Source organism: Aeribacillus sp. FSL K6-8210, from assembly GCF_037963925.1.
GTDB lineage: Bacteria > Bacillota > Bacilli > Bacillales > Aeribacillaceae > Aeribacillus > Aeribacillus composti.
In genome coordinates this window covers 3,071,119-3,083,483 of the sequence record NZ_CP150172.1, presented here as the reverse complement: position 1 = coordinate 3,083,483, position 12,365 = coordinate 3,071,119, and the positions used below count along the sequence as shown (strand labels likewise).

11 protein-coding genes are annotated in these 12,365 nt (G+C 38.7%); 10 read left to right on the top strand and 1 reads right to left on the bottom strand.

The features are described from left to right. Positions 1 to 81: 81 nt before the first annotated feature. The 6 genes from NSQ41_RS14940 (at position 82) to murC (ending at position 7,256) form a co-directional block, all read left to right on the top strand. Positions 82 to 639, top strand: a complete 558-nt coding sequence (locus NSQ41_RS14940; RefSeq protein ID WP_339193237.1) for an XRE family transcriptional regulator — start codon at positions 82 to 84, stop codon at positions 637 to 639. An 18-nt stretch (positions 640 to 657) separates the two neighbouring features. Continuing rightward, positions 658 to 1,377 (top strand): AzlC family ABC transporter permease, encoded by a 720-nt coding sequence (locus NSQ41_RS14935; RefSeq protein WP_094244637.1) that lies wholly within the window; start codon positions 658 to 660, stop codon positions 1,375 to 1,377. Continuing rightward, positions 1,370 to 1,675: an AzlD domain-containing protein gene (locus tag NSQ41_RS14930; protein WP_094244638.1), complete on the top strand. Its 306-nt coding sequence runs from the start codon at positions 1,370 to 1,372 to the stop codon at positions 1,673 to 1,675. The genes NSQ41_RS14935 and NSQ41_RS14930 overlap by 8 nt, the downstream gene beginning before the upstream one ends. An 83-nt stretch (positions 1,676 to 1,758) precedes the next feature. Next, positions 1,759 to 3,018 (top strand): M48 family metallopeptidase, encoded by a 1,260-nt coding sequence (locus tag NSQ41_RS14925; RefSeq protein ID WP_063387330.1) that lies wholly within the window; start codon positions 1,759 to 1,761, stop codon positions 3,016 to 3,018. A gap of 153 nt (positions 3,019 to 3,171) precedes the next feature. Next, positions 3,172 to 5,754: a DNA translocase FtsK gene (locus NSQ41_RS14920; protein ID WP_339193236.1), complete on the top strand. Its 2,583-nt coding sequence runs from the start codon at positions 3,172 to 3,174 to the stop codon at positions 5,752 to 5,754. A 203-nt stretch (positions 5,755 to 5,957) separates the two neighbouring features. Further along, complete coding sequence (gene murC, locus NSQ41_RS14915) at positions 5,958 to 7,256, top strand: UDP-N-acetylmuramate--L-alanine ligase (protein ID WP_063387332.1); 1,299 nt, start codon at positions 5,958 to 5,960, stop codon at positions 7,254 to 7,256. A gap of 59 nt (positions 7,257 to 7,315) precedes the next feature. Here murC and NSQ41_RS14910 read toward each other — a convergent pair whose 3' ends face one another. Next, the gene (locus NSQ41_RS14910; RefSeq protein WP_066248885.1) at positions 7,316 to 8,431 is read right to left on the bottom strand and encodes an aminopeptidase; all 1,116 of its coding nucleotides are present in this window, start codon (positions 8,429 to 8,431) and stop codon (positions 7,316 to 7,318) included. A gap of 197 nt (positions 8,432 to 8,628) precedes the next feature. Here NSQ41_RS14910 and NSQ41_RS14905 point away from each other — a divergent pair, with 197 nt between their 5' ends. From NSQ41_RS14905 to ccpA, 4 genes are all read left to right on the top strand, one after another. Continuing rightward, complete coding sequence (locus tag NSQ41_RS14905) at positions 8,629 to 9,060, top strand: DUF948 domain-containing protein (RefSeq protein WP_063387334.1); 432 nt, start codon at positions 8,629 to 8,631, stop codon at positions 9,058 to 9,060. A gap of 32 nt (positions 9,061 to 9,092) precedes the next feature. After that, positions 9,093 to 9,536: a YtxH domain-containing protein gene (locus NSQ41_RS14900; RefSeq protein ID WP_063387335.1), complete on the top strand. Its 444-nt coding sequence runs from the start codon at positions 9,093 to 9,095 to the stop codon at positions 9,534 to 9,536. A 477-nt stretch (positions 9,537 to 10,013) separates the two neighbouring features. Then, complete coding sequence (locus tag NSQ41_RS14895) at positions 10,014 to 11,090, top strand: bifunctional 3-deoxy-7-phosphoheptulonate synthase/chorismate mutase (protein ID WP_063387336.1); 1,077 nt, start codon at positions 10,014 to 10,016, stop codon at positions 11,088 to 11,090. 240 nt (positions 11,091 to 11,330) lie between these two features. Further along, on the top strand, positions 11,331 to 12,335 hold the full coding sequence (gene ccpA / locus NSQ41_RS14890; RefSeq protein WP_063387337.1) for a catabolite control protein A: 1,005 nt from the start codon (positions 11,331 to 11,333) through the stop codon (positions 12,333 to 12,335). Positions 12,336 to 12,365: the final 30 nt, after the last annotated feature.

Genomic DNA, 12,365 nt, shown 5'->3' with positions numbered 1-12,365 from the left:
AGAGGTTTTTAAATGCAATTTTGTTCAATATATAAAACAAATGTATGATATAATAAACAAAACATAAAAAAGGAGGAAAACATGAAGCCGATTCAGCAAATTATTGGGGAAAATTTTTGTAAAATCCGAAAAAGGATGGCGCTAAGCCTTGACAAGGTGTCTGAAAAGACAGGTGTTTCCAAAGCGATTCTGGCACAAATTGAAAGAGGGGAAGCGAATCCGACTGTTACCACGCTGTGGAAAATAGCGAACGGACTTCATGTATCATTTTCCGCTTTGATGAAGGAGGAGGCGCCAAGCGTTCAAAAAATATCTTTATCAAACATACCGGCTATATCTGATGATGATGAAAGGTATAAAGTATACCCGATGTTTACGTTTGAAATCGGCAAGCCGTTTGAGGTGTTTGAAGCACATTTAGAGCCTGGACATGTCCATCAATCGGATGAACATGCGCGCGGGGTGCAAGAAATTTTGATCATTCAAAAGGGAGCTTTAGAAATTGTAATTGATGGATGTTCTTATGTTGTTCGCGAAGGGGAAGCGATCCGATTTGCAGCGGACAAAAAGCATGATTATAAAAATATAACGGATCAAAAAGTTAAATATTATGTGATCATTTATTATCCGGAAAACTAGAAATGGAGGTGATTCCGATTGCATTCGACAGCATTGGCAAAATATAAATCGGAATTAATCCAAGGCATTCAAGCAGGAATCAGCATTGCCATCGGCTATTTCCCCGTTGCCATCGCTTTCGGCCTTCTTGCTGAAAGAACGGGACTTTCGATTGCGGAAACGGTGATGATGAGCGCAATCGTTTTTGCAGGAGCGGCTCAATATATGTCATTAAGCCTAATTGCTGCGCATGTTGGTGCTTGGGAAATTATTATGACAACTTTCATTGTAAACATCCGCCATTTCCTTATGTCAGCATCATTAAATGAGAAAGTGGAGAAAGACTCCATTTGGATAAAAGCTCTGTACGGCTTTGGTGTAACAGATGAAACATATGCAGTTGCGGCTGTCAGACAGGAAATGGTCACAGCACCATATATGTTTGGACTATGCTTGATGGCATATAGCAGCTGGGTGATCAATTCTGGAATCGGTTATATAGTTGGAGAAAATTTGCCCGCTTTCTTACAGGAAAGCATGGGAATTGCTCTATATGCCCTATTCATCGGCTTATTGGTTCCTTCATTAAAAAAACATCGGAAAATTATCGTACTAGCTTTATTATCTGCAGTGATAAATTCCGTTTTATTGACGACCGGACGGCTGTCTATAGGCTGGTCTATTGCATTGTCGTCCTTATTTTCCTCCGTTGTTGTGGAATGTATCTTTAGAAAATTAGAGGTGCAGCAAGATGAATAGCCAAATATTTTGGTTGATTATCGGAATGGGCATTGTGACATACATACCGCGAATGCTTCCTTTTGTTATTTTCAGTCAATTACATCTCCCTCCGTTTTGGCAAAATGTATTAAAAAATGTACCATATGCAACATTAGGTGCATTGATCGTGCCCTCGGTCTTTTTTATTCACGAGGATTTCCTGTTTGGAGCAGTCGGTGCATTTACAGCGTTCATTGCTGCTTATTTCGGAGCCAACGTCTTTTTTGTAGTTATTTGTTCAATTGCCGTTTTATCTTTTTACAGCTTCTTTTTCTAAATATTTTGGAAAAGCAGTTCTATTACGATGTTTTTTTATCTAAACTACTAAAGGAGGGAGTTAAGCTCAAGGGGGTATTCGGCTTGAAAAAGAGTCTTCTAACGATCATTTTATTATATGCAGTTTACGGTTTGGTTTTATACTTCTATTTATTCTTCTGGACGGGTTATGAGCTGCCGAAGGGAATTGAAGGTACTGCTGCTGATCCGAAAACGTTTTTAACGGCAGAGGAGCTGCAGCTGTCAGAAAATTATTCGCAATTGAAAAATTTGGTATTTTTCATATCCATTCCGTTAGAGTGGATCATCTTTTTTATTGTGCTAAGCTTTGGGATTTCAAAAACATTTCAGCAATGGGCGGAAACAGCATCCCGTTTTTTTATAGTCCAAACAGCTTTATACTATTTTTGGCTGTCATTGCTTGTCACTTTACTAACATTACCTGTCAGCTGGCTGAACTACAAACTGTCAAAGGATTTTCAAATCTCGACCCAGACGTTGAACTCGTGGCTGAAGGATGAAGTGACCGATTTTCTTGTGAATTATGTTTTAATGGCGGTTGTCGTCACGTTTCTATACATCATTATTCGAAAATTTGAAAAGCGCTGGTGGCTTTGGGCATGGTTTGCATCGATACCATTCACATTGTTTATAATGTTTATTCAGCCGGTAATCATTGATCCGCTGTACAACGATTTTTACCCGTTGAAAAATAAAAAGCTGGAGGAAGAAATTTTACAGCTAGCTTCCAAAGCAGATATTCCCGCGGAGCATGTGTATGAAGTGGATATGTCCACCAAAACAAATGCGTTGAACGCCTATGTGACAGGAATAGGATCAAATTCGAGAATCGTTTTGTGGGATACGACGTTAAATAAATTAAGCGAAGATGAAATATTATTCATTATGGCTCATGAGATGGGACATTATGTGATGAAGCACATCTATATCGGAATAGCCGGGTATTTGCTTCTTTCCTTGGCAGGTTTATATATCATTCATCGGTTAATGATTTTTTGTACAAATCGATGGGGAAAAAGGCTGAACATTCAATCTATACGTGAATTGTCGTCGCTTCCTCTATTTCTTTTGCTGCTGGGGATGTTATCGTTCGCTTCAAGCCCTATATCCGGCATAGTATCAAGGTATCAAGAGAAACAGGCGGATTTATATGCAATTGAAATGACAAAAAACGAGGAAGCGGCTGTAAAAACATTTCAACATTTGGCGAAATTTAGCCGCAGCGAAATAAATCCGCCGAAAATAGTGAAATTTTTACGTTACGATCATCCGCCTCTGATTGAACGAATTATGTATATCGAAAATATAAAAAATAAAGAATAAACTCCTTGTTTATACAGGGAGTCTTATTTATTTTTAAATCTGTGATTTTAGCAATATAATATTAATGTTTGTCATTGCTTTTTAAACTTCCAAAAAGTATTTTTATTGATAAAATATAGGATGAGATTAGAATGAATGAAAGAGTGATCATAGATGAGCTGGTTGTCAAAACTGTTGCGGTTGTTTTTCGATAATCAGGAAGAAGAATATGAAAGAAAGATAGATAAAAACAATTCTACTGAAAAAATAAAAGATCAATCATTAACTGACGATAGATTAGAGATGCAAGCTAGAGTTACATATCAATATCCGAAAGGAAACTTTCGGTTTCCGCTAATATCCGATGATGAAACATTGCGAGAAACGAGACGCCCAGCGGATGCGGCAAAATCAAAAGCAAAAACATCTTCTGAACGCAAGCAGTCTCGACTGAATAGTGCACAAGGCGTACAAAAGGAAAGAAAATCTTTTCAGCCAACGGAAATCCCTTCACCGATTTTTGGATTTGGACCAAGGAATAGAGATGATTTATTTTTCAAAAAAATTGAAGAGCGATATCAGCAACAGACGGACATAGACGTACATGATATTTTCATCAATGATCTGGAAAAACAAAAAGAAGTGCAAAGGGAGTTTGCTGCAGCAGAAGAAATAGAAATAAATGAAATGATAGAATATGAAAACGATTATGAAAAAGAAATATCAAAAACACAAGATCACGAAGCTGAGGATTCATATTTTGAAATAACAGTACCGCCTTCGGAGGATAAACAGCGGGAAGCTGAGGAAGCTCAATCGGTCGAGGCTTCAAAGCTGGAGATGGATTCAAAGCAAGAGACGAATCTAAAACAGTGGACAGGTCTAAACCAGGAGACGGAATCAAAGCAAGAGACGAATCTAAAACAGTGGACGGATCTAAACCAGGAGATGGAATCAAAGCAAGAAACGAATCTAAAACAGTGGACGGATCTAAACCAGGAGACGGGATCAAAGCAAGAGACGAATCTAAAACAGTGGACAGGTCTAAATCAGGAGACGGATCTAAAACAAGAGACAGTTCTAAAGCAGGGGACGAATCTAAAACAGGAGACAGATCTAAAACAAGGAACAGATCTAAATCAGGAGGAGGGTCCAAAACAGGAGACGAGCCTAAAACAGGAAGCGGATCCAAAGCATTTAGAGAAAAAGTCCGATGACAGACGAAAGCCTGTTTCCAGAGGAAAGCTTTCATCAAATCAAAACGAAAAGACAATTATTCCATATAATGTCATTATGTTTGGGCAAGATAAACGAAAGCTTGAAGTAAAGGAAAAACGGCAAAATTATTTGTTTCCGCCGCTCACCCTCCTGAACGTTCAGCCGTTTGAGGAAGAAGCGGATGATCAGTGGATAGAAAAGCAAAAGAATTTGCTCGATCTTACGCTGCAAAATTTTCATGTCAATGCAAAAGTGGTCAATGTGTCACAAGGACCTTCCGTCACGAGGTTTGAGGTTCACCCTGAACCCGGCGTAAAAGTGAGCAAGATAACTAACTTGATAGACGATATTAAATTAAGCTTGTCTGCAAAAGACATCCGGATTGAGGCTCCGATACCGGGGAAAAACACAATAGGGATTGAGGTGCCAAACCGGAAAAGCAAAACGGTTTTTTTAAGAGAGATTTTACGGTCGAAAGCTTTTCAAGCCAACCGCTCTCCGTTAACGGTTGCTCTGGGCCTCAGCATTTCAGGGGAGCCGATTGTGACGGATTTGAAAAAAATGCCGCATGGTTTGATTGCGGGAGCTACAGGGTCAGGAAAAAGCGTTTGTATCAATACGATTTTAGTCAGCCTGCTCTATAAAGCAACTCCAAATGATGTGAAAATGCTCCTCATTGATCCAAAAATGGTGGAGCTTGCACCGTATAACCGCATACCTCATCTCGTCAGCCCTGTTATTACGGATGTAAAAGCAGCTACTGCTGCACTGAAATGGGCGGTAGATGAAATGGAAAGAAGGTATGAATTATTTGCCCATGTAGGCGTTCGAGATATCGAGAAATTTAATGAACGGGTCGGCGACAAGGAAAAGGAGAAACGATTGCCGTACATCGTGATTGTGATTGACGAGCTCGCTGATTTAATGATGGTTTCGCCGAACGATGTGGAGGAGGCGATTTGCCGGATTGCCCAAAAAGCGAGAGCTTGCGGCATCCATTTATTAATTGCCACACAAAGACCGTCTGTTGATGTTATAACCGGTTTAATAAAGGCGAATATTCCTACAAGAATAGCATTTTCCGTATCATCGCAAATAGATTCAAGAACGATTCTTGATACTTCCGGTGCAGAAAGACTCCTAGGAAGAGGAGACATGCTGTTTTTAGAAAACGGTTCTGCAAAACCGGTAAGAGTTCAAGGAACTTTTGTTTCTGATGATGAAATTGATCGCGTCGTTCACCATGTAAAAAACCAGATGGCGCCCAATTATTTGTTTAAACAAGAGGAATTGCTTGCGAAAACAAATTTCCAAGCAGAAGAAGATGATCTTTTTTATGAAGCCTGCGAGTTTGTTGTAGAGCAGGGGCATGCTTCGGCTTCAAGCCTTCAACGCCGTTTTCGAATCGGTTATAATAGAGCGGCCAGATTGATTGATTTAATGGAGGAGCAGGGGATCATTTCCCCGCCGAAAGGAAGCAAGCCGCGAGACGTGCTAGTGTCAGAAGAACAATTGAAAACAATAAAAGAGAGTAGTTGAGATGTACTGAACATGATATTATTAAAATGTTGGGCTGATTTTGGCAATGCCGATTTAAAACGATATACGTTGCTTTCAATTAGGAAACACTAAAAGTATACAATATTGCGTTATGAAGCTTGCAGGAAATAAATATTATAGTTGCAAAACTAGTCATTCGTCATATATTATTTTACAGATAGACGATTGTTGGAGGTTCTTATATGACTGCTTATCATTTTGTTGGCATAAAAGGAACAGGGATGAGTGCTTTAGCTCAAATCCTTCATGATATGAATGAAAATGTACAAGGATCTGATATTGAAAAATATATTTTTACACAAAAAGGCTTGGAGGAACGGGGAATTCAAATATTTCCTTTTTCGAAAAATAACATTCACCCTGGTTTAACTGTAATAGCTGGTAATGCTTTTCCAGATACACACGAGGAGATTGAAGAAGCAAAGAGACTTCAATTGCCGGTTTACCGCTATCACAAATTTTTAGGGGAATTGATGAACAAATTCACAAGCATAGCGGTAACTGGCGTGCACGGTAAAACATCTACAACCGGTTTACTGTCTCATGTTATGCAAGGTGCTTTTCCTACCTCATACTTGATTGGAGACGGAACGGGAAAAGGAGTTCAAAACAGCAAATATTTTGTCTTTGAAGCATGTGAATACCGGCGCCATTTTCTATCCTATCATCCGGATTATGCGATTATGACGAACATTGATTTTGACCACCCTGATTATTATCGTGATCTGGATGATGTTTTTTCAGCATTTCAGCAAATGGCTTTACAAGTGAAAAAAGGAATTATCGCTTGCGGAGATGATGAGCGTTTACAGGAAATACAAGCGAAAGTTCCGGTATTATATTACGGTTTTCATGAGGAAAACGATTTTCAAGCGAGAAATGTGGTGAAAAGCACAACGGGAACTGTATTTGATGTATATATTCGGAATACGTTTTACGGCACGTTTGAAATTCCTGCATTCGGGGATCACAACGTTCTAAATGCGCTGGCGGTTATTACGTTATGCCAATACGAAAATATTGGAATTGATGTTATTCAGGAGCGCGTCAAAACGTTTAAAGGCGTAAAAAGAAGATTCAGCGCCAAAAATTTCGGAGGACAAGTGCTGATTGACGATTACGCCCATCATCCTACGGAAATAAAAGCAACAATTGAAGCTGCGCGGCAAAAATATCCTGACCGGGAAATTGTTGCTGTTTTTCAGCCTCATACCTTTTCAAGAACACAGTCATTTCTTAATGAGTTTGCGGATAGTTTAAAAAGCGCCGACAAAGTATACTTATGCGAAATTTTTGGCTCTGCCCGTGAAAACATAGGGAACCTCACGATTAAAGATTTGCAGGCGCAAATTGAACATTCAGAGTTAATCGATGAGACGAACATTAAAGTTTTGAAAAAGCATGAAAGCAGCGTTATTTTATTCATGGGTGCAGGAGATATTCAAAAATATCAAGATGCCTATGAAAAGCTGTGTGTTTAAAACAAAACGACTGTAACAAAAAATGTTACAGTCGTTTTGTTTTTATAGCGAAGAATGCACTATTTTAAATTCTCAGGATTTAGCTGCTCCAATTCCGGAATGACAAACAGTCCGTCTTTTCGGATCAATACGTCGTCAAAATAAATTTCTCCGCCTCCATATTCCGGACGCTGAATGACGACCAAATCCCAGTGGATATTGGAATGGTTGCCATTATACGCTTCATCGTAGCATTGCCCTGGTGTAAAGTGGAAGCTTCCAGCGATTTTTTCGTCAAACAGAATGTCCTGCATCGGGTGAAGGATGTATGGATTGACACCGATGGCGAATTCACCGATATATCTTGCTCCTTCATCTGTATCCAAAATGCTGTTTAATCGTTTTGTATCATTAGCTGACGCATCAATGATTTTTCCGTCTTTAAATGTTAACCGAACATTTTCAAATGTAAATCCTTGGTACGGAGAAGGCGTATTAAACGTAATGGTACCGTTCACAGAATTTTTAACAGGCGCTGTAAATACTTCACCGTCAGGAATATTCATGCGTCCTGCACATTTAATCGCAGGAATATCTTTGATTGAAAAAGTCAAATCAGTGCCAGGACCTTTAATATGTACTTTGTCAGTTTTGTTCATCAGTTCAACAAGCGCATCCATCGCTTTATCCATTTTTTCGTAATCAAGAGTGCAGACATTAAAATAAAAGTCTTCAAACGCTTCTGTGCTCATTTTTGCAAGCTGTGCCATGGATTCATTCGGGTATCTGAGAACCACCCATTTTGTTTTCGGAACGCGGATTTCACGATGCACCTTTTGCCCGATTGTTCTGCCTTCCAGCTTCATTTTTTCTTCTGGAACGTCAGCAAATTCATTAATGTTTTTGCCTGATCTGAGGCCTATGTATGCGTCCATTTCTTTCATGACATTTGCTTCGAAATCAGCCATCATTTCGAATTGTTCTTCTTGTCCTCCAAGCAATAAAGCTCGGTTTATTTGATGATCTTTAATGGAAACAAACGGATGCCCGCCAGCTTTGTAAGCCTCGCGGATGAGAGCAATCACAAGCTCCTTCTCAAGACCAAAGTTTTCAATAAGCACTTTTTCGCCTTTTTGCAGTTGGCATGAATAATGAATTAAAATTTTTGCCAATTTTTCGATTCTTGGATCTTTCAACTTGCCGGCCTCCTTTTTTTTCGTTATACAATAATATTGTAGCGTTTCCTGATTGGATTTAAAACTTGTTCTATTTTTGATATGATCGAAAGGATTCAATTGACAAAATGTCGAATAGATAAATGATTGCAGATTTTATGTTTGCATTCCGAAAAATTAGGGAATTGTATTATTGGTTTTACTTGGAGGTGCAGCAGTTGGAATTCATATTATATGCAAGCATTGCGCTAATAGCCGTAGCTTTTACAGTGTTAGTTGTTTATTTAGCCAAAACATTAAAATCTCTGCGCATTACACTCGATCAAGTAGCCGGGACGCTTGCGGGCCTTGAAAAGCAGGTGGAGGGCATTACAAAAGAAACAACAGATTTGCTTCATAAAACAAACCAATTGGCGGAAGACATTCAGAAAAAATCTGAGAAGGTCAACTCAGTGGTGGATGCCGTAAAAGAGATTGGAACATCCATTCAACAATTTAATCGGTCTATGAAAAAAGTTTCAGCGAGTGTAACTGGACAATTGGAAAAAAATGAAGAAAAAGTTGCTCAAGCCATCCAGTGGACAAATGCTGTGATGGAATTGATTGATAAAGTAAAGCAGAGAAAACGATCAAAGAAGCAAACTGATTAATTAATTTTACTTAAAAAACAGGAGGCGCAAACATGTCAAAAAAAAGCACGAATAAAAAAGGGTTCATAATAGGTTCTATTATAGGCGCTGTTGTTGGGGCAGCTTCCGCATTATTGCTTACGCCAAAGTCAGGAAAAGAGCTTCGCGAAAATTTTAATGATCAGGCGGGAAAAGTGAAGGAAAAAACATCAAAAATTACAAGCGAAGCATATGAAAAAGGAGTACAGTTTATCAGCTTGGCAAAAGAAAAATCACAAAATATTCAACAGAAAATCCAAGAGCAGTCTGAGGGCTTGGTAAAAAAAATAAAGGAACGAAGCAATGAAAATGAAATTTCTGAAAAAGAAAATCCTTCAGATTCCGCTGACACCGAGCTTGACGACGAACAAAGTCAGAAAACAGAAAATTTGACTGACACTTCACAAGCCTCAGATGAAGAGCTTCAAAGCGAAAACAATAAAGAAACAAAGTCATAGGTTTGGCAAGACAATCATCATCGGCAAACAAGCCGATGATTTTCGTTTACAGGAAAATAGGCAGCGAATAGAGGAAAAGAGCGTGAAAATTTTCATGGGGAATATTTTTCGAACAGTGTTACAAGTCCATCAGCCGGCAAGGTTTTCAAGAATTTTAAGCTTTTGCTGCTGATTGCCAAAGCCCTAATCATTTAGTTTACATGTACAAGAATTGTCCGATTCCATAACTGAAACATAATATAAATGAAACATAAATCCCCCAAATATTGTATAATAATTTTATCTGGCATGATGATCTTTGGGAAATGACTTGTGAAGAACTAAAGAAAATATTTTGAAAAAAATAAACACTTTACCGCTTAAAAGCGTTTAATCGATAAAGAAATTTTTAGTGACATTTCAAGGAATATGGTTTATAATAAACCCTAATTAAAATCAAATGCTTAAAATTTTGACGGATGTGAAAGGGTGGAAAAAATGAGCAATACAGAATTAGAAGCGCTTAGGGAACGGGTTGATGAAATCAATTTGCAAATTTTAAAATTAATTAACGAGCGAGGCAAGCTTGTTCAAGAAATTGGGAAAGCGAAAGAAGCGCAAGGAGTTAACCGATATGATCCTGTCCGTGAACGAAAAATGCTCGATTTGATAAAAGAACATAATAATGGTCCATTTGAAGATTCCACTTTACAGCATATTTTTAAGGAAATATTTAAAGCGGCATTAGAGCTTCAAGAGGACGATCATCGCAAAGCATTGTTAGTATCAAGAAAGAAAAAGAAAGAGAATACAATCGTTGACGTCAAAGGCGAAAAAATCGGGGATGGCAGCCAATACTTTGTTGTCGGTCCTTGTGCGGTAGAAAGCTATGAGCAAGTAGCTGCTGTTGCGGAAGCAGCGAAGAAACAAGGCTTGAAGCTGCTAAGAGGCGGTGCATTTAAACCTAGAACATCACCATATGATTTCCAAGGTTTAGGTATTGAAGGCTTAAAAATTTTAAAAAGAATTGCTGATGAGTTTGATATGGCAGTTATTAGTGAAATTGTGTCGCCTCAAGATATTGATGTGGCCCTTGATTACATCGATGTCATCCAAATCGGGGCACGGAACATGCAAAACTTTGAATTGTTAAAAGCAGCAGGATCTGTTCGCAAGCCTGTATTGTTAAAACGCGGTCTTTCTGCAACGTTATCAGAATTTATGAATGCTGCGGAATACATTATTTCTCGAGGTAACGATCAAATCATTCTTTGTGAACGCGGAATTCGCACGTATGAACGCGCTACAAGAAACACGCTGGACATTACAGCAGTTCCGATTTTAAAACAGGAAACACATTTGCCTGTATTAGTTGATGTCACTCATTCAACAGGCCGGAAAGACCTTCTAATTCCTGCTGCAAAAGCTGCTCTTGCTATTGGGGCAGACGGTATTATGGCTGAAGTTCATCCGGATCCGGAAGTAGCTTTGTCAGATTCTGCGCAGCAAATGAATATTGAGCAATTCAATCAGTTTATTTCTGAATTAAGACCATTAGCGAAAGTAAATGCCTAATTGAATATCGTCTATTTTTTAAAAAAGGAGCCTTTTAAGGTTCCTTTTTTTGCGTAGATCGTTTACATTATTTAATGAAGGATATACTTTAATGAACATATTTTTTTAACGAAAAAGGTAAAAATATAAGAAAACACGCCAAGCACATTGCGGACGAATGCTTTGTATCGTATGATAAGAGTTATACGGAAGAGACTGTTATTTATTTGATATAGATCATTTAGATGAGGAGTGTTGATCATGAATAATGTGACGATATATGATGTTGCACGTGAAGCGAACGTTTCAATGGCGACAGTTTCACGAGTTGTAAACGGCAACCCGAATGTAAAGCCGACAACTAGAAAGAAAGTATTGGAAGCGATTGAGCGTCTCGGCTATCGGCCAAATGCTGTCGCAAGAGGGCTGGCTAGCAAAAAAACGACGACTGTAGGTGTTGTTATACCGGATGTATCAAGCACATTTTATTCAGAATTGGCTCGCGGGATTGAAGACATCGCAACGATGTATAAATATAATATTATTTTAAGCAATTCTGACCAAAATAAAGAAAAAGAATTGCATTTGCTTAACACCCTTTTAGGGAAACAAGTGGATGGAATTGTATTTATGAGCGGCAATATTACAGAGGAGCATGTGGAAGAATTTAAACGTTCACCGGTTCCTATTGTGCTTGCATCAACTTTTGATGAGAACAATGAACTGCCTTCTGTTAATATCAATTATGAACAGGCAGCCTATGATGCGGTTAAGTTTTTAATCGATAAAGGACACAAACATATTGCCTATGTATCCGGGCCGATGGAAGAGCCTGTGAATAAAGTGAAAAAGCTTAAAGGATACATACGTGCACTTGAAGAGGCAGGACTCCAATACGATGAACAATTTGTAGTAGAAGGAGATTATTCCTACGAATCCGGGATTGAAGCATTTGACAAAGTGTTGGAGCTGTCGCCAAAACCGACTGCAATCTTTGTTGGAACGGACGAAATGGCATTGGGCGTGATTCATGCCGCTCAAGATAAAGGCTATGAAATTCCGAAAGATTTTGATGTCATCGGCTTTGACAATACTCGTTTGGCGACTATGGTTCGTCCGCGATTAACAACCGTTGTCCAACCGTCTTACGATATCGGTGCGGTTGCGATGCGCCTGTTAACAAAATTGATGAACAAAGAGGAAGTAGATAATCATATTGTTGAACTCCCGCATCGCATTGAAATTCGGCAATCGACAAAATCATAATCTTTTTAAGCTGAAGAAAAAACGGCCAAG

Coding starts and splice junctions, on each gene's coding strand:
- NSQ41_RS14940 (WP_339193237.1), top strand. CDS start 82: ATGAAGCCGATTCAGCAAATTATTGGGGAAAATTTTTGTAAAATCCGA.
- NSQ41_RS14930 (WP_094244638.1), top strand. CDS start 1,370: ATGAATAGCCAAATATTTTGGTTGATTATCGGAATGGGCATTGTGACA.
- NSQ41_RS14920 (WP_339193236.1), top strand. CDS start 3,172: ATGAGCTGGTTGTCAAAACTGTTGCGGTTGTTTTTCGATAATCAGGAA.
- murC (WP_063387332.1), top strand. CDS start 5,958: ATGACTGCTTATCATTTTGTTGGCATAAAAGGAACAGGGATGAGTGCT.
- NSQ41_RS14900 (WP_063387335.1), top strand. CDS start 9,093: ATGTCAAAAAAAAGCACGAATAAAAAAGGGTTCATAATAGGTTCTATT.
- NSQ41_RS14895 (WP_063387336.1), top strand. CDS start 10,014: ATGAGCAATACAGAATTAGAAGCGCTTAGGGAACGGGTTGATGAAATC.
- ccpA (WP_063387337.1), top strand. CDS start 11,331: ATGAATAATGTGACGATATATGATGTTGCACGTGAAGCGAACGTTTCA.